Genomic DNA, 16,398 nt, shown 5'->3' on the forward strand with positions numbered 1-16,398 from the left:
GTCCGGCTTGGACCGGCGTTCTTGAAGTAGTTTTTCATATTTGATCTTTCTGATCTTCCGCGGCGCACGAAGCAGGGGCGCTCTGGGCAAGCGCCACGGTCACGAGACCCCTGACTTCCCGCTTGCGCACCAGCCGCGCGCCCGGACCCGCCGCCACCAGCGCTGCCGCTTCCGAGAGCGATCCGGTGCCGAACAGGTCCCGCACGCGCGAAGACTCCGTCAGCGTGCCGACGCCGCGCAGATCCTCCTCGGGCACGGCGATGACCGGCAGCCCGAGCGGGGCGAGCGCAGGTGCCTTTCCGGACGCCGTCGCCAGCGCATCCGGCGAAAGACCCGACAGCGCCTCTGCCAGATCCTGCACCGAGACGGTGCTGCGGAACCCCAAGCCCGCGACGATCACCGCTGAAGGCTCCACTGCACGACGGGGCGTGCCGTCTCCCACCCCCGCATCCCGCCAAGCGGCGCTGCGCGTGAAAGCTCGATCCGCAGGAGGTCGCCGCCATGGCGAGCGTGAAGCCCGAGCACCAGCGCCTCGGTCTCCAGCGTCACGGCGTTCACGACGAGGCGTGCGGTCTTCGGCAGACGCGCGAACAGGTCCGCGTCAAAGCCACCGCCGACGAAGATCGCATCCGGAGCGTCGAGCCCGGCCAGCACCTCGGCCGACCTACCCTCGACCACCGTCAGCCGATCGGACAGGCCGAAGCGCCGCGCATTCTCGCGAATGTTCGCGACGCGATCGGGGCGCGCCTCGACCGAGACGGCGCGGCCTCCCGCTAGGCACCATTCGACGGAGACCGACCCCGAGCCGCCGCCGAGATCCCAGAGGCGCTCGCCCGGATGCGGTGCGAGGGCGGCCAGCGTCAGGGCGCGCACCGGCGCCTTCGTGATCTGGCCGTCATGGGCGAATGCATTCTCGGGGCGGCCGGGCACGCGGCTCATCGGCCGGCCGCCAGAGGCTTCCAGCGCCACGGAGACGGGGCTTTCCGCCCCAGTGACGTCCCATCGGGAGGCGAGGCTCTGGCGCACCCGCTCACGCGGTCCGCCGAGGGCCTCGAGCAGCCAGATGCGCGACGCGCCCCAGCCCGCGTTGGTCAGCCATGCGGCCAGAGCGCATGCCGCCGCCCCGTCGCGGACGGTGCAGATGATGCGCGAGCCTTCGCGGAGATGGGGCAGCAGCCGCTCGAACGGGCCGGCATGCAGACCAAGGCAGGTCACCTCCTCCAGCCGCCAGCCCAGCCGGGCCGCCGCCAGCGAGCATACGCCCGGCGCCGGATAGACCTGCCATTCTGACGGCGACAGATGCTCGGCAAGACTGCCCCCGGCGCCATGCCAGAAGGGATCACCAGAGGCGAGCGCCGCAACCTTCCGACCGCGCAGCGCCAGCAGGGGTGCCACATCGAAGGGCACCGGCCATTCCATTCCTCGCGCCCCGGCCCCGGCCAGTGCAAGATGCCGTGGCCCGCCGACGACGACGTCGGCCTCTGCCAGGGCCGCACGGCTTGCATCCGTCAGGCCCGCCGGTCCATCCTCGCCCAGACCGATGATCGACAGCCAGGGATCAGCCATGCGCATCCTCCTTCTTGGTGGCACCACCGAGGCCAGCCGGATGGCCGCACTGCTGGCGGGAGAGGGCCTGGAGGCCGTCTTCTCCTACGCCGGCCGGACGGCCACGCCGATCGCCCAGCCCCTGCCGGTGCGCATGGGCGGCTTCGGTGGGGCGGAGGGGCTGGCGGACTATCTGCGGCAGGAAGGCATCTCGCACGTGGTCGATGCCACGCATCCCTTCGCCGCGCAGATGAGCCGCAATGCGGTCGAGGCCTGCGCCCTGACCGGCATCCCGCTGGTGGCGCTGGAGCGTGCGCCGTGGGTGCCGGGCAAGGGCGACCGCTGGACCCGCGTCGGCACCATCGCCGCTGCCGCCGAGGCCCTGCCGGAGGCCGAAGCCCGTGTGTTCCTCGCCATCGGCCGGATGCATCTCGAGGCCTTCGCCGGCCGCCCGCAGCACCACTACCTGCTGCGGCTCGTCGATCCGCCCGAGGCTCTGCCGCTGCCGCGTGCCGAGGTGGTGATCGCGCGCGGCCCCTTCGATCTCGACGGCGATCTTTCCCTGATGCGCGAGCAAGAGACCGAGATCGTCGTCGCCAAGAATGCAGGCGGCGAGGGCGCGCGCGCCAAGCTCGATGCGGCCCGCATGCTCGGGCTGCCGGTCATCCTGATCGACCGCCCGGCCATCCCGGACCGGCCGCGGGCGGAGACGCCCGAGGCGGTGATGGGCTGGCTCGGTCATGGTGCCGACCTTGGCGTGTAGACCCAGCGGCCGACGCGCCGCGTGGCCGAGTTTCCGACAAGGACCACCGTCCGCATGTCGGCCATGTCGGCCGTCGCGTCGCCCAGTGTCACGGTTTCAATGCGCTCTTCGGGTGTCGACACCGCGCGGGCGAAGGTGATCAGCCGGTCAGGCCCGCACGTCTCCCTGAGAAGGTCCAGCACCTTCGCGAAGCCCTCGGGCCGCGACCGCGAGCGCGGGTTGTAGAAGGCCATCGCCAGGTCGGCCTCGGTCGCCAGCCGCAGCCGCTTCTCGATCAGCGGCCAGGGCTTGAGATTGTCCGACAGGTTGATGGCACAGAAATCATGTCCCAAGGGCGCGCCCGCTGCCGCTGCCGCCGCCAGCATCGCGGTGATGCCGGGCAGCACGCGGATGTCCGTCGCGGCAAGATCGGGCCGCACCTCCAGCGCCTCGAAGAGCGCCGAGGCCATGGCGAAGACACCCGGATCGCCGGAGGAGACCACGGCCACCCGTCGCCCTTCGGCCGCCATCTCGAGCGCATGGGTCGCGCGCTCCACTTCGACCCGGTTGTCTGACGGATGCAGCGTCAGCCCCGGCCGTGGCGCCACCCGCGCGACATAGGGGATGTAACCCACGATGTCGGTCGCCTCTGCCAGCGCGGCTGCAACCTCGGGCGTCACCAGAGCCTCCGCACCCGGGCCGAGACCCGCGACGACAAGCCATCCGTTCATGCCCGGAACTCCACCTGATACGTGCAGGGCGTGGCCTGCCGCGATGCGACCGATGGCCAGCCCGTCATGCCCGAAGCTCCGCGCTCTGTCCGCCCGGCACTTTGGCTTTGGCTGCCCCCCGTCGCGTCATTCCTGAAGCTCCGGGCGCCGGCCATTGCCTGCGACGAGAACGATGGCGAAATAGGGGCAGTCGGACCCTTCCACCTCGGTGAGCCGCGTGACGCGCTGGCCCGGCATGGTGCCCCTCTCGACCAGCCACGCCTCCTCGAGCCGGCCTGCCGCCGCGAGGGCCCGGCGCACCTTCGGCAGGTTCCGCCCCGTCTTCATGACGACAACGGCATCCGCCGCCGCCGCGTGCCGCGCAAGATCCGCCTCCGGCAGAGTGCCCGCAAGCACCGTCAGCACGTCGTCACCCCAGGTGATCGGCAGGCCCGCTGCGTTCCAGCACCCCGCCATGCCGGGGATGCCCGGCACGATCTCGACCTCGGCCCGCCCCTGCAGCCGGCTGTGGAGGTGCATGAACGAGCCATAGAACAGCGGGTCGCCCTCGCAGAGCACCACGACGTCGCCAGTCGCGGCCAGTTCCGCCAGGCGATCGGCCCAGAATTCGTAGAATTCGGCCAGCATCCGGTTGTAGTCGGGATGGTCGAAGGGGATCTCGGTCGTCACCGGATAATCCATCGGGTGCTCGACGGCATCGGGCCGGAGCATGCCCTCCACGATCCGCCGCGCCTGACCGGACCGCCCCGCCTTGCGGAAATAGGCGACGTGATGGGCGTTGCGGATCAGCCGGTCGGACTTCACGCTCAGCAGTTCCGGGTCGCCGGGGCCGAGGCCTGCGCAGATCACCTTGCCCATCATTCGATCCTGCTCGCCAGCGCATTGACGGCGGCGACCGTGATGGCCGAACCGCCAAGCCGCCCCTCGACGATGAGCGAGGGGCAGGGCGGTGCCGCCATCAGCGCCTCTTTCGACTCCGCCGCGCCGACGAAGCCGACCGGGCAGCCGATGATCGCCGCCGGCCTCGGGCAGGACGGATCCTCCAGCATGTTCAGCAGGTGGAAGAGCGCCGTCGGCGCATTGCCGATGGCCACGACCGCGCCAGCGAGATGGGGGCGCCAGAGTTCCAGCGCCGCGGCGGAGCGGGTGGTGCCCATGCTCCGCGCGAGATCCGGCACCGCGAAATCCTGCAAGGTGCAGATCACCGCATTATTGGCCGGAAGGCGTGGGCGGGTGATGCCCTCGCTGACCATCCGCGCGTCGCAGAGGATCGGCGCCCCAGCCTCGAGCGCTGCGCGCGCCGCCACCGCCATGTCCGGCGTGAAGCGGACGTGGTCTTCAAGACCCACCATCCCGGCGGCATGGATCATGCGCACGACGACGATCTCCTCCTCGGGCGTGAAGCGGGCCAATGCCGCCTCCGAGCGGATCGTCGCGAAGGACTGGCGGTAGATCGCCGCGCCGTCGGTTTCATAGTGGTGCGGCATCAGGGGCTCTCGCAGGTCAGGGTTGCGGCGATGGAGTTGCGGCGGGTGATCCACAGGCCTGCCTCGGCCAGCGCGCGGAACCTCTCGCGCAGCGCCTGAAGGGCGGCCGGGTTCTCGCGCGCCATGAAGGCCACGAGGTCGTCGCGCCCGAGGGTCGCGTCGAAGCAGAGATCGAACAGGTGGCCTGGAACGGTCCGCGTCAGCTGTGCGAAGCGGGCCAGGTGATCGACGCTGGCCGTGATCTCGGCCGCTCCGCGGAATCCGTGCCGCATCAGGCCGTCGGCCCATCCGGGATCGGCGATCCGTGCGCGCACGATACGGGCGAGCTCCTCGGTCAGGGGGCGGGCGCGGGGCGATCCGGGCCGCGTGGCATCGAGGTGGTAGAGCGCGGCGTCGCGGTCGAGCCGCGCCATGGCTGCGGCGAATCCGCCGAGATGGGCCGGGTAGTCCTCGGCCATCAGCAGATCGGTCTCCGGCAGGTCCTGCACATGGGCGAAGGCGTCCGCCGCCTCCAGCCGGGCCTCGAGGGCCTCGCGCGCCAGCCGTGCATTGCCATCCGCCCCGATCGCCCAGGAGGAACCGTCGAGCCAGGCCTCGCCCGCCGCCGCGCGGGCCTCGTCGCCGAGGCCGCCCGGGGTGAGGCCGGCGCCGTAGAGGCCGGGCTTCGGCGCGAAGACGCGGGGGCCGCGGCGGAGGTAAGGGTTGTCCTCGGGGGCTTCCTCCCGGGCGGCCAGCGCCTCCGCCCCCGTCTCGAAGATCTGCGGCAGCGAGGGAAAGATGTCGCGGAAGAGGCCGGAGACACGCAGCGTCACGTCGATCCGTGGCCGGCCCAGCAGCGCGAGCGGCAGGACCTCGACGCCCGAGACGCGCTCGCTGCCTTCATCCCAGAGCGGTGCGAGGCCGGCAAGATGCAGCGCCATCGCGAATTCCTCGCCTGCCGTGCGCATCGAGGCCGAGCCCCACAGGTCGACGACCAGCCCCTTCGGCCAGTCACCGTGGTCCTGAAGGTGGCGGCGCAGCAGTTCCTCGGCAAGCTTCACGCCCTGCGCCTGGGCCGCGCGCGAGGGCACAGCGCGGGGATCGACCGAATAGAGGTTGCGCCCCGTGGGCAGCACGTCCGTCCGCCCTCGGTGCGGCGAGCCTGACGGCCCTGCCGCGACCCGTCGGCCCGAGAGCGCCGTGAGCAGGCCTTCCCCTTCACCCTCGCCCTGACCGTAGACGTGAAGCCCGTCGCCGTAGCGGCTTTCCTTCAGGTCGCAGACGAAGCGGTCGATGCGGGTGATCGCCTCGGCGGGGGCGGCGTTCGGGGGCAAGCCCAGGTCGTCCTCCACACCTGCCGCCCGCGCCTCGTCCCGGATCGACTCGATCAGGCGGCCGCGGCGGGCCGGGTCGAGCCCGTCGGCAGTGGAATATTCGTCGAGCAGCCGCTCCAGCCGGGTCAGCCGGTCCGGAAGCGCGCTGTCGCGCAGGGGAGGCGGCAGGTGGCCCAGCGTCACGGCACCCGTGCGGCGGCGCGCCTGCGCGGCCTCGCCGGGGTCGTTGACGATGAAGGGATAGATCACCGGAAGCGCGCCGATCAGCGCCTCGGGCCAGCAGAGATCCGACAGGGCCACCGCCTTGCCCGGCAGCCATTCCAGCGTGCCATGCGCGCCCATGTGCACCAGGGCGTGCAGGCCCTGCGTCCGGAGCCAGAGGTAGAAGGCGACATAGCCGTGACGCGGCACGCGCGAGAGGTCGTGGTAGTCGCCATCGCGGCTGGCCGTGGCACCCCGCTCGGGTTGCAGGGCGACGAGGACGCCGCCGCGGCGGGTTGCTGCAAAGCGGAACGCGCCGCCGATGCAGGCGGGATCGTCCTCGGGTGCGCCCCAGTGTTCACGAAGCGCGAGTTGCAGCGGTGCGGGCAGGGTGGCGAGGGCGGCCTGGTAGGCGGCCAGCGGCCAGTCGAGGCGCTCGTTCCACAGGCTGTCGGTGACGGGGGCGCCGGGGCCGGTGGCGTAGCCCTCGGCCGCAAGCGTGGACAGCAGCGCCTCCGCCGAGGCGGGTGCGTCGAGACCTACGGCATGGGCGATCTGGTCGGGCCGGCCGGGATAGGTCGAAAGCACGAGCGCCAGGCTGCGGTCCGCCGCAGGTGCTGCCGCGAGGCGCTGCCAGGCCGCCACGCGGTCGGCCACGGCGGCGATCCTGTCCGGATCCGGGCGGTGGGCGAAGCGGGAGTACTGAAGGTCCGGATCGCGCCGGCCCGGCGACTTGAAGCTGATCACGCCCGCGAAGATCCGCCCGTCCACCTCCGGCAGCACCACATGCATCGCGAGATCGGCAGGCGACAGGCCGCGTTCCGCTTCGGCCCAGTCGCGCCGGCGCGCAGTCGAGAGTGCGACCTGAAAGACCGGGCAGTCCGGCGTGTCCAGGGGCGAGCCCCCGGCCCGACGCGCGGAGAAAGCCGTGGCATTGACGACGGCCACGGGCGCGAAGCGGCCAAGTTCCGCGGCAACGTATTCGGCCGCGCCGGCAGCCTTCAGCGAGGGCGCGAAAAGCCCGTAGGCGCGAAACCCGCGGTCGCGGAGGGCCGCGATCAACGCGTCGACGGGCGCCGTGTCGGCGGCGGTCAGGTAGCTGCGGTAGAAGGTCACCGCGACGCCGCTTCCGGCCTCGGGCGGCGGGATCACCCCGCGATCGGGGTCGTACCAGCCGCAATCCGGTACCCGCTTTTCGCCCGTCACCGGCCCGGCGTAGAGGCCTGCGGCCAGCGCAAGCTGCGCCAGCGCGGCCTGTGCCGCCACCGCACCACCGGCGTCGCAGAGGGTCGCGAGCCTGCGGAGCGTCGAGACCGGCAAGGTCGATGCGGCATCCAGCGCCGCGTCCTCGCGGCCATCCGCGGGCAGCACCGCCAGTGCGATGCCGCGGCGACGGCAGAGGTCCTGCACCTCCGCCAGCCCGTAGCTCCAGTAGCTCTCTCCGCCGATCAGCCGGATCAGGATCGCCCTGGCATGCGCCAGGACGCGCTCGGCATAGGTGTCGATCGACAGCGGATGCCGCAGAGCCACGATGTTGAGCAGGCGCAGCGGGGGCAGCCCGCCGCTCGCGCGATGCCAGCCTGCCGCGAAGGCCCCGAGGTCACTGTCCGAGAACGACAGCACCACCATATCCGCGGGCGTCTGACCCGGATCGAAGGGGGTGGCGGTCTCTTCCAGACCGTGGCTTTCGCGGAAGACGACATGCATGGCTCAGGCCAGCGCCTCCAGCAGGTCGGCGCGGATCCCCGCTTCGTCCACATTGGCGACCTCGGCGATCACCACCAGCCTCGAGGCGCGCTCGCCCGTCCAGGGACGGTCGTACTGATGGCGGACGCGCTCGCCCACCGCCTGCACAAGAAGCCGCATCGGCTTGCCTGCCACGGCGGCGTGCCCCTTCACCCGCAGCACGTTGCGCGTGCGCGCCAGCGCCCTGATCGCCTCGGCCAGGCGATCGGGGTCCGAGATTTCGGGCAGGTCCACCACGGTCGAGGCGAAGTCGTCGTGCTCGTGGTCGTCCGCGCCATCGTGGTGCGATGGTCGAGCGGCGAGATCGTCCTCCGCCGCCGCTTCGATGCCGAGGATGATCTGAGCATCGACCGCACCTTCGGTCACGGCGAGGATCGGGATGGGCCGGGGCGACTCCGCCTCCACCACGGCGCGTGCGGCCGCAAGCCCGGCTTCGCCCGCGAGATCGGCCTTGGTCAGCAGCACGAGGTCGGCGCAGGCGAGCTGGTCCTCGAACACCTCCGACAGCGGCGTCTCGTGGTCGGCCCCTTCGGCCACCGCCTGCGCGGCCACCGCCTCGGCATCCGGTGCGAACCGGCCCGCGGCCACAGCCTCGGCATCGGCCAGCGCGATCACGCCGTCGACCGTGATGCGCGAGCGGATGGCCGGCCAGTCGAAGGCCTTCAGCAGCGGCTTCGGCAGCGCGAGACCCGAGGTCTCGATCAGGATGTGGTCGGGGCGGCGGGGCAGGGCCATCAGCGCCTCGATGGTCGGGATGAACTCGTCGGCGACCGTGCAGCAGAGGCAGCCGTTCGCCAGCTCGACGATGGCCTCATCGGGGCAGTTCTCGTCGGAGCAGGCCCGGATCAGGTCGCCGTCCACGCCAACCGTGCCGAATTCGTTCACCAGCACGGCCAGCCGTCGCCCGCCCGGGTTCTGCATCAGGTGCCGGATCAGCGTGGTCTTGCCGGCGCCGAGAAAGCCGGTGATCACCGTGACGGGGATCTTCGCGAGGTCGGTCATGGGGTCTCTCCGGTCGGGGGGATGCGGGCAAGCGACTGCTTGCGGAAGATCTCGGGCCGCTCGCGCCAGGGAACGATCCCGTCCTTCGTGGCCGCGTAGGCGAGGACGCCGCTCACGATCTCGGCGGCATCCTCGTGACCGAGGCGTCCGTAGACGTAGGTCCAGCGGCCCGGCGCGGTAAGCGCGATGGCGCAACCCTGGGTGCAGGCGGAAAGGCATTCGACGGGCACGACGGTGAAGCCGTCGCAGCAGGCTGCAGCCAAGGCCGCGTGGAGCCGCGCGCCGGGCACGGGGCCGTCGCCGACGGGCTCCCCTGCGCGGCAGGTCGTGCAGACATGAAGTGTCACCGTCATCGGCCCGATCCGTTGGCTCGACGGATGGGGAGCCGATCGGGGGAATGAGGACGCAAGCCGCGGCGCCTCCGTCCACCGGCCGCGGAACACCCCGTCCGCCCGTAAAGTTCAGCGCGGGCAGGTCTCCCGGCTTGCGGATCCAGGGCCTGTCGGCCCAGCGGGCGCCCACCTTCCCAGCCCTGCGGGCCAGTGGTCTCGGGCGACCTTTCCGGTCACGGTCGCGGGGGCGGCTGCCGTCACGGCATTCCCTCTTCGCCTGTCGCAGTGACAGGAACCAGCGCGGGCTCTAGGTGCGGCAAAGCCACCTTCTTGTCAAGCGAGCAGGGTGTCAGGCGCGGCCGCTTGCCGCGTGCGCCCTTCACAAGCCGCGAGGGACAGGGCAGAAGAGGGGCTTTCCGAGGGCGAACCCGATGGCTGCCTTTTCCTATCTCTGGCTTGCACCCCACCGCCCGCTGTTCCTCCTGGCCGCGCTCTGGGCGCTGATCGCCGTCCTGTGGTGGCAGTTCGGCGGCAGTGTCGCCTTGCCTGTCCCGGAACTGGCAACGGCCGGCCTCTGGCATGGCCACGAAATGCTGTTCGGCCTCGGCTCCGCGGCGGTCGGCGGCTATTTCCTGACGGCCGCTCAGGGCTGGCGCGGCGGCGCGCCGCTCCAGGGCAGACGGCTGGCGAGCCTCGTGGGTCTCTGGCTCGTGGCACGGCTGGCGCTGGTTGTGCAGGGGCTGTGGCCGCATGTGCCGCTGTGGCTGCTGCATCCGGCCGCCGTGGCCTACTTCCTCATGCTCGCGGCGCTGCTCGCCCACGAGGCCGTGGTCTCCCGCCGCACCGCGAAGCTGGGCTTCGCGGGGGGCGTGCTGCTCTTCGCGCTGGCCGAGATGCTCTACCTGAGGGCGGCGCTCGGCGCCGAAGTGCCCGACACCGCCGCAATGGTCAGGGCCGGCTGGATGTTCTTCGCGATCAAGATCTCGATCATCGCGGGGCGCATGATCCCGGCCTTCACCACGAACTGGATCCGCCAGACCAGGGTGCAGGTGCCCGAACCCCTGCCGACGCCGGTGCTGGGCTGGAGCGCGCTGGCGCTGCTTTGGCTGGCCCTAGGCCTCGGCTTTGCGGGGGAGGAGAGGGTCTCGGCGCTGGCGCTGGTCGGAGCCGGTCTGGCGCAGGCGGCGAGGCTGACCTTCTGGCGCGGCTGGCGCTGCCGGGGCAACCTTCTGCTCCTGCTGCTGCATGCGACCTTCGGGTGGCTCGCCTTCGGGCTGGTCCTCGTGGGGCTGGCGCGGTCGGGGCTGGTGCCGATTTCCGAGATGGATGCGCTTCATGCAGTCACGATGGGTGCGATGTCGGGCATGATCCTGTCGCTGGCGTCGCGGGCCGCCGCCCCGCGGGACGGCGGCCCGCTCAGGGCGCGCCCGACGATGCTGGCAGCCTTCGCCCTGGTATGGCTCGCGGCGGTGGCGAGGATTCTTGCGCCGGTCGTGGCCTTCGACGCCGTCGCCGCTGCAGCGCTTCTCTGGAGCGCGGCATGGGCCGTCTTCCTCGTGGGCTATGTCCCCACGATCCGCGGGCCGCTGCAACGGCCCGTATTCTCGGGGCCACGCGCGCCCATACAGATCAGGATGCCGGAATGACCGATACGCACGCGCAGAAGAAGGCCCGCATCAAGGCCGCCCGTGACCGCATGATGGCGGAGAAGACCGCGGAGAAGGGCCTCGTGATCGTGCATACCGGCACCGGCAAGGGCAAGTCCTCCGCAGCCTTCGGCATGATCCTGCGCTGCATCGCCCACGGCATGCCCTGCGCGGTCGTACAGTTCATCAAGGGCGCCTGGGACACCGGCGAGCGGCGCCTGCTCACGGGCCAGTTCGGCGACCTCTGCCAGTTCCACGCGATGGGCGAGGGCTTTACCTGGGAAACGCAGGATCGCGACCGCGACATTGCGGCGGCCCGAGCCGGCTGGGAGAAGGCGAAGACGCTGATCGCCGACCCGCAGATCCGCATGGTGCTGCTCGACGAGGTCAACATCGCGCTGCGCTACGACTACCTCGACCTGGCCGAGGTGCTGGAGGTGCTGGCAGCGAAGCCGCCGATGACGCATGTCGTGCTGACCGGGCGGAACGCGAAGCCGGAATTGATCGAAGCCGCCGATCTCGTGACGGAGATGACGATGATCCGGCACCCGTTCCGGGCCGGCATCAAGGGGCAGGCCGGCGTCGAATTCTGACGCCGGCCCTCACGATCCGGCGCCAGCCGGTCGAGGGGCATCTTGGTCGTCGACATGGCAGGTAATGCCAGCGCAAGGCTGGCGTGGACGCTTCCCGGGTCGTCCTGCATGAGCTTAAGACAGGCGCTTCCGCTTGCCCTCTCCTCTGGTGCCGCCGCGAAAAGCGCGTCCCAAGGGAAGTGTGACGGGAAGGCGCCCGGGCGCTGGCACCGTGAATATGAGTGAGGTTCATGAAGTAGTCGCGGATTATGAATTGGCCTCGGTCGGCGCGCGCAACTAGTCTGTCTGGCCTGAAGACGCACAGGATGCAGACCGTGACCCGCAGCTTTCTCCTCCCCGCTTCGCCGACAATTGCCGAACTCGATGCGCTCGCGCGCACGCGGATCCTGATCCTCGACGGGGCAATGGGGACGCAGATCCAGCAACTTGCCCTGAGCGAGGAGGACTACGCCGGCCAGGGCGGCTGCGCCTGCCGGCACCATTCGGACCATCCGCAGAAAGGCAACAACGACCTTCTGATCCTGACCCAGCCTGCAGCCATCGAGGAGATCCACTTCCGCTACGCGATGGCGGGCGCTGACATCGTCGAGACCAATACCTTTTCCGCCACCTCCATCGCGCAGGCCGACTACGGCATGGAGGCGGTGGTGCGCGATCTCAACGTCGAGGGAGCTCGGATCGTGCGGCGGGCGCTCGACCGGGCGACGGCGATCGACGGGCGCCCGCGCTACGTCGCCGGGGCGGTGGGGCCGACCAACCGAACCGCCTCGATCAGCCCGGACGTGAACGACCCCGGCTTCCGCGCAGTGACCTTCGACGAGCTGCGGACGGCCTACGGCCTGCAGATCCGCGGCCTGATCGAAGGCGGAGCGGATCTCATCCTGATCGAGACCATCTTCGACACGCTGAACGCCAAGGCCGCCGTCTTCGCCTGTTTCGAGGCCTTCGCCGAAGCCGGGCGGAGGCTGCCGCTGATGGTCTCGGGCACCATCACCGACGCTTCCGGGCGGACGCTTTCGGGGCAGACCCCCACCGCCTTCTGGCACTCCCTGCGCCACGCGCGTCCCTTCACCATCGGGCTGAACTGCGCCCTTGGCGCCTCGGCGATGCGGCCGCATCTGGCCGAGCTTGCCGGCGTGGCCGAGACCTTTACCTGCGCCTATCCGAACGCGGGCCTGCCCAACGCCTTCGGCCAGTACGACGAGGGGCCGGAGGAGACCGCCGCGCAAGTTGCTGATTTTGCGCGTGAAGGGCTCGTCAACGTCGTCGGCGGCTGCTGCGGCACCACGCCGGACCACATCCGCGCCATTGCGGAGGCGGTTGCGGGCGTTGCTCCGAGGGCGGTGGCATGAGCCGGTATCTGCGCCTCTCTGGGCTCGAGCCCTTCGTCCTCACACCCGACATACCCTTCGTCAACATCGGCGAGCGGACGAACGTCACCGGCTCGGCCCGCTTTCGCAAGCTGATCACCGGTCGCGATTATGCGGCCGCCCTCGAGGTCGCGCGCGATCAGGTGGAGAACGGCGCGCAGATCATCGACGTCAACATGGACGAGGGCCTGATCGACTCGAAGGCCGCCATGGTCGAGTTTCTCAACCTGATCGCGGCTGAACCCGACATCGCCCGCGTCCCGGTGATGATCGACAGCTCGAAATGGGAGGTGATCGAGGCGGGGCTGAAATGTGTTCAGGGCAAGCCCGTGGTGAACTCCATCAGCCTGAAGGAGGGCGAGGAGGTCTTCCGCCACCATGCAGGACTCTGCCTCGCCTACGGCGCGGCGGTCGTGGTCATGGCCTTCGACGAAGAGGGTCAGGCCGACAGCTTCGCCCGCAAGACCCGGATCTGCGCGCGGGCCTACCGCATCCTCGTCGACGAGATCGGCTTCCCGCCCGAGGACATCATCTTCGACCCGAACGTCTTTGCCGTGGCGACGGGCATCGAGGAGCACGACAATTACGGCGTGGACTTCATCGAGGCCACGCGCTGGATCCGCACCAATCTGCCGCATGCGCATGTCTCGGGCGGCGTTTCCAACCTGTCGTTCAGTTTCCGCGGCAACGAGCGCGTGCGCGAGGCGATGCACGCGGTCTTTCTCTACCACGCCATCCGCGCGGGGATGGACATGGGGATCGTCAACGCGGGTCAGCTGGCGGTCTATGACCAGATCGAGCCGGATCTGCGCGAAGCCTGCGAGGATGTGGTGCTGAACCGCCGCGCCGACGCGACCGAGCGGATGCTGGCACTTGCGGAACGGTTCCGCGGCGGGATGCGCGAGGAGAAGGTGCGCGACCTCGCATGGCGGGACTGGCCGGTGGAGAAGCGGTTGGAGCATGCGCTGGTCAACGGCATCACCGAATTCATCGAGGCCGACACCGAGGCCGCGCGTCTCGCAGCGGCGCGCCCGCTCGACGTGATCGAAGGCCCGCTGATGGCCGGGATGAACGTGGTGGGCGACCTCTTCGGCGCGGGCAAGATGTTCCTGCCACAGGTCGTCAAGTCCGCGCGCGTGATGAAGCAGGCGGTGGCGGTCCTCTTGCCGCACATGGAGGCCGAGAAGGGCGGCGGCCGTGAGGCGGCGGGGCGGGTGCTGATGGCGACCGTCAAGGGCGACGTTCATGACATCGGCAAGAACATCGTGGGCGTGGTTCTGGCGTGCAACAACTACGAGATCATCGACCTCGGCGTGATGGTGTCGGCGGCAAGGATCCTCGAGGTGGCGCGGACCGAGAAGGTGGACGTGATCGGACTGTCCGGACTCATCACGCCTTCGCTGGATGAAATGGTGAACGTCGCTTCGGAAATGGAGCGCGAGGGCTTCGACATTCCGCTTCTGATCGGCGGGGCCACAACGTCGAAAGTCCATACCGCCGTGAAGATCGCGCCGGCCTACGGCCGCAATCAGGCGGTTCATGTCACCGATGCCAGCCGTGCGGTGGGCGTCGTCGGCGCTCTTCTCAGTCAGAAGCAGAAGCAGGGCTACGTGGACGGCATTCGTGCGGACTATGCCGAGGTGGCCGAACGCCATGCCCGCGCGGAGCGCGCCAGGCAGCGCGTGACGCTGGCCGAGGCACGGGCCAATGCTCTGAAGCTCGATTGGCCAGGCTACGTTGCGACAAAGCCATCCTTCATCGGGGCACGGACGGTCGATGACTGGGATCTGGCAGAGATCGCGCGTTTCATCGACTGGACGATGTTCTTCCATGCCTGGGAGATGAAGGGCGTCTATCCGCGCATTCTGCATGATGCGGCGCAGGGCGAGGCGGCGCGGGCGCTCTTCGCCGACGCGCAGGAAATGCTCGCGAGGCTGATTTCCGAACGGTGGTTCACACCGCGCGCGGTGATCGGCTTCTGGCCCGCCAACGCTGTAGGCGACGACATCCGTCTTTACACCGACGAGGCGCGGCGCGAGACCCTGTCCACCTTCCACACGCTGCGGCAGCAGGTGCCGAAGCGGGAGGGGCGCCCGAACGTGGCACTGTCCGATTTCGTGGCGCCCGAGGGCACGGTGGCGGACTGGATCGGGGGCTTCGTGGTGACAGCCGGCCCGGAAGAGGCCGAGATCGCCGAGCGCTTTGACCAGGCCAACGACAACTATTCCTCGATCATGGTGAAGGCGCTGGCGGACCGCTTTGCCGAGGCCATGGCCGAGATGCTGCACCAGCGCGTTCGGCGCGACTACTGGGGCTATGCGCCCGAGGAGGCTTTCGCGCCTCAGGAGCTTCACGCCGAGCCCTACCGCGGCATCCGGCCCGCTCCGGGCTATCCCGCGCAACCCGACCACACCGAGAAGATCACGCTTTTCCGCCTTCTCGATGCACCTGCGGCAACGGGGGTGGAACTGACCGAGAGCATGGCGATGTGGCCGGGCTCCTCTGTCTCGGGCCTCTACATCGCCCACCCTGAAGCCTATTACTTCGGCCTTGCGCGGGTGGATCGCGATCAGGCGGAAGATTACGCCCGTCGCAAGGCCATGCCGCTGGCCGAGGTCGAACGCTGGCTCGCGCCCGTGCTCGGCAGCCCCTCGGGACGTCAGCGGGCCGTCGCCGCCGGCTGATCGTTCGCCGGTCGGCCAGGCACGGGCGGTCGATCATCCTCATCGGCTGGAGCGCGGGCAGAACTCGGGCCGACGCACTTTCCAGAGCGTTGTCGGTGAACCGTCCGGCCCACCCCGGGTCATTGTTTCTCAATGTCCTCGTAATCGGCTCGATGCACGACGAGACGCTCCGCACATCTTCGCCGTGCTCGTCTCGAGCCTGTCGAGGCAACACGGGGATCCCCGCGACCGGACGTGAGGGTCTTCGGCCCCGCGCGCTGGCCAGACGCCGCGCCTGCACGTCGTGTCGCCGGCCCTGTCCGCAGCCTCGGCCGGGTCAGCGTCCGGCTGCGGGCCACATGCGCGCGAACACGCCATCCCGACGCGCGAATGCGTGGTGCAGCGCCGCGCCGGCATGAAGGAGGACGAGGGCGATCAGCACGAACGCCGTTGCCTCGTGAAGTGCGCTGGCGGTATTTCCCACCGTCTCGATCTTCGGAAGCCGGGGCAGGCCGAGCGCGTCCCAGACCTCCAGCGGATAGCCGCCGGTGGTGACCCGGACGAAGCCCGAGGCCACCATGAAGAGCACGAGGACATAGAGCATGACATGGGTGAGCCGCGCGATGCGCGCCTGCCAGGCCTGCACCGAGACCGGCAACGGCGGTGGCGGATGCGCGCTGCGGTAGGCGAGGCGGACCAGCATGAGCAACCCCACGACGACGCCCGCATTCTTGTGAAAGAGGAACAGCGTGTCCTGCACCGGGCGCGGCAGCCCCTCGGTCGTCATGATCAGCCCCGCAGGGATCATGCACAGGATGATCAGGGCGACCGTCCAGTGCAGGAAGCGGGCGGCGGGCCGGTAGGCTTGGGTCATTGCGGCTCTCCTGTTTGGGTGAGAAGTCTGCGCCATCCGCGGCAATCGCACCAGTCCTGCGGTGATCCTGCAGCCCTTGCAGGTTGCAGGCGCCTCTCCGGCGGCGGGGCCGCGCCGCTTGACGCTGCGCTGGCGACGCCTAAACCGCAGGAG

General features: G+C 70.0%; 14 protein-coding genes and 1 riboswitch. Of the genes, 5 read left to right on the forward strand and 9 right to left on the reverse strand.

The window, feature by feature from the left end:
* Positions 1–34 precede the first annotated feature (34 nt).
* Together ACTVZP_RS11885 and cbiE are read right to left on the reverse strand one after the other, a co-directional pair.
* On the reverse strand, positions 35–400 hold the full coding sequence (locus tag ACTVZP_RS11885) for a cobalamin biosynthesis protein (protein WP_443212356.1): 366 nt from the start codon (positions 398–400) through the stop codon (positions 35–37).
* Positions 397–1,566 (reverse strand): precorrin-6y C5,15-methyltransferase (decarboxylating) subunit CbiE, encoded by a 1,170-nt coding sequence (cbiE, locus tag ACTVZP_RS11890; protein WP_443212357.1) that lies wholly within the window; start codon positions 1,564–1,566, stop codon positions 397–399. The genes ACTVZP_RS11885 and cbiE overlap by 4 nt, the downstream gene beginning before the upstream one ends.
* Here cbiE and ACTVZP_RS11895 point away from each other — a divergent pair.
* Positions 1,565–2,308 carry a cobalt-precorrin-6A reductase gene (locus ACTVZP_RS11895; RefSeq protein ID WP_443212359.1) on the forward strand — a complete coding sequence of 248 codons (744 nt, stop codon included), beginning with the start codon at positions 1,565–1,567 and terminating at the stop codon, positions 2,306–2,308. The two genes, cbiE and ACTVZP_RS11895, sit on opposite strands and share 2 nt — an antisense overlap.
* On the opposite strand, the gene cobJ is transcribed toward ACTVZP_RS11895, so the two are convergent.
* The 6 genes from cobJ to ACTVZP_RS11925 form a co-directional block, all read right to left on the reverse strand.
* The gene (gene cobJ, locus ACTVZP_RS11900) at positions 2,284–3,018 is read right to left on the reverse strand and encodes a precorrin-3B C(17)-methyltransferase (protein ID WP_443212360.1); all 735 of its coding nucleotides are present in this window, start codon (positions 3,016–3,018) and stop codon (positions 2,284–2,286) included. The genes ACTVZP_RS11895 and cobJ overlap by 25 nt on opposite strands.
* A 126-nt stretch (positions 3,019–3,144) precedes the next feature.
* A complete protein-coding gene (locus tag ACTVZP_RS11905; RefSeq protein ID WP_443212361.1) occupies positions 3,145–3,876 on the reverse strand; it encodes a precorrin-2 C(20)-methyltransferase in 732 nt (243 codons plus the stop codon).
* Positions 3,876–4,505: a precorrin-8X methylmutase gene (locus ACTVZP_RS11910; protein WP_443212362.1), complete on the reverse strand. Its 630-nt coding sequence runs from the start codon at positions 4,503–4,505 to the stop codon at positions 3,876–3,878. Before ACTVZP_RS11910 ends, ACTVZP_RS11905 begins: the two co-directional genes overlap by 1 nt.
* Positions 4,505–7,726, reverse strand: coding sequence for a cobaltochelatase subunit CobN (cobN, locus tag ACTVZP_RS11915; RefSeq protein ID WP_443212363.1), 3,222 nt, complete (start codon positions 7,724–7,726; stop codon positions 4,505–4,507). Before cobN ends, ACTVZP_RS11910 begins: the two co-directional genes overlap by 1 nt.
* 3 nt (positions 7,727–7,729) lie before the next feature.
* Positions 7,730–8,767, reverse strand: a complete 1,038-nt coding sequence (cobW, locus tag ACTVZP_RS11920; RefSeq protein WP_443212364.1) for a cobalamin biosynthesis protein CobW — start codon at positions 8,765–8,767, stop codon at positions 7,730–7,732.
* Positions 8,764–9,120, reverse strand: coding sequence for a DUF1636 family protein (locus ACTVZP_RS11925; RefSeq protein WP_443212365.1), 357 nt, complete (start codon positions 9,118–9,120; stop codon positions 8,764–8,766). Before ACTVZP_RS11925 ends, cobW begins: the two co-directional genes overlap by 4 nt.
* Before the next feature lie 99 nt (positions 9,121–9,219).
* A riboswitch (cobalamin riboswitch) is annotated at positions 9,220–9,414 on the reverse strand.
* 116 nt (positions 9,415–9,530) lie between these two features.
* On the opposite strand from ACTVZP_RS11925, the gene ACTVZP_RS11930 reads away from it, so the two are divergent.
* The 4 genes from ACTVZP_RS11930 to metH all read left to right on the forward strand — a co-directional run bounded on the left by ACTVZP_RS11930 (position 9,531) and on the right by metH (position 15,392).
* Positions 9,531–10,745, forward strand: a complete 1,215-nt coding sequence (locus tag ACTVZP_RS11930; protein WP_443212366.1) for an NnrS family protein — start codon at positions 9,531–9,533, stop codon at positions 10,743–10,745.
* Positions 10,742–11,338 (forward strand): cob(I)yrinic acid a,c-diamide adenosyltransferase, encoded by a 597-nt coding sequence (gene cobO / locus ACTVZP_RS11935; RefSeq protein WP_443212367.1) that lies wholly within the window; start codon positions 10,742–10,744, stop codon positions 11,336–11,338. Before ACTVZP_RS11930 ends, cobO begins: the two co-directional genes overlap by 4 nt.
* Before the next feature lie 305 nt (positions 11,339–11,643).
* Positions 11,644–12,690 (forward strand): homocysteine S-methyltransferase family protein, encoded by a 1,047-nt coding sequence (locus ACTVZP_RS11940; RefSeq protein ID WP_443212368.1) that lies wholly within the window; start codon positions 11,644–11,646, stop codon positions 12,688–12,690.
* Positions 12,687–15,392, forward strand: a complete 2,706-nt coding sequence (gene metH, locus ACTVZP_RS11945; RefSeq protein WP_443212369.1) for a methionine synthase — start codon at positions 12,687–12,689, stop codon at positions 15,390–15,392. Before ACTVZP_RS11940 ends, metH begins: the two co-directional genes overlap by 4 nt.
* A 316-nt stretch (positions 15,393–15,708) precedes the next feature.
* Here metH and ACTVZP_RS11950 read toward each other — a convergent pair whose 3' ends face one another.
* Complete coding sequence (locus tag ACTVZP_RS11950) at positions 15,709–16,245, reverse strand: cytochrome b (protein ID WP_443212370.1); 537 nt, start codon at positions 16,243–16,245, stop codon at positions 15,709–15,711.
* Between the last annotated feature and the right edge of the window lie 153 nt (positions 16,246–16,398).

Source organism: Rhodobacter sp. NSM (genome assembly GCF_052244495.1).
Lineage (GTDB): Bacteria > Pseudomonadota > Alphaproteobacteria > Rhodobacterales > Rhodobacteraceae > Cereibacter_A.

Coding starts and splice junctions, on each gene's coding strand:
- cobJ (WP_443212360.1), bottom strand. CDS start 3,018: ATGAACGGATGGCTTGTCGTCGCGGGTCTCGGCCCGGGTGCGGAGGCT.
- ACTVZP_RS11895 (WP_443212359.1), top strand. CDS start 1,565: ATGCGCATCCTCCTTCTTGGTGGCACCACCGAGGCCAGCCGGATGGCC.
- ACTVZP_RS11940 (WP_443212368.1), top strand. CDS start 11,644: ATGCAGACCGTGACCCGCAGCTTTCTCCTCCCCGCTTCGCCGACAATT.
- cobW (WP_443212364.1), bottom strand. CDS start 8,767: ATGACCGACCTCGCGAAGATCCCCGTCACGGTGATCACCGGCTTTCTC.
- cobO (WP_443212367.1), top strand. CDS start 10,742: ATGACCGATACGCACGCGCAGAAGAAGGCCCGCATCAAGGCCGCCCGT.
- ACTVZP_RS11925 (WP_443212365.1), bottom strand. CDS start 9,120: ATGACGGTGACACTTCATGTCTGCACGACCTGCCGCGCAGGGGAGCCC.
- cobN (WP_443212363.1), bottom strand. CDS start 7,726: ATGCATGTCGTCTTCCGCGAAAGCCACGGTCTGGAAGAGACCGCCACC.
- ACTVZP_RS11930 (WP_443212366.1), top strand. CDS start 9,531: ATGGCTGCCTTTTCCTATCTCTGGCTTGCACCCCACCGCCCGCTGTTC.
- ACTVZP_RS11910 (WP_443212362.1), bottom strand. CDS start 4,505: ATGCCGCACCACTATGAAACCGACGGCGCGGCGATCTACCGCCAGTCC.
- metH (WP_443212369.1), top strand. CDS start 12,687: ATGAGCCGGTATCTGCGCCTCTCTGGGCTCGAGCCCTTCGTCCTCACA.
- ACTVZP_RS11905 (WP_443212361.1), bottom strand. CDS start 3,876: ATGGGCAAGGTGATCTGCGCAGGCCTCGGCCCCGGCGACCCGGAACTG.
- cbiE (WP_443212357.1), bottom strand. CDS start 1,566: ATGGCTGATCCCTGGCTGTCGATCATCGGTCTGGGCGAGGATGGACCG.
- ACTVZP_RS11950 (WP_443212370.1), bottom strand. CDS start 16,245: ATGACCCAAGCCTACCGGCCCGCCGCCCGCTTCCTGCACTGGACGGTC.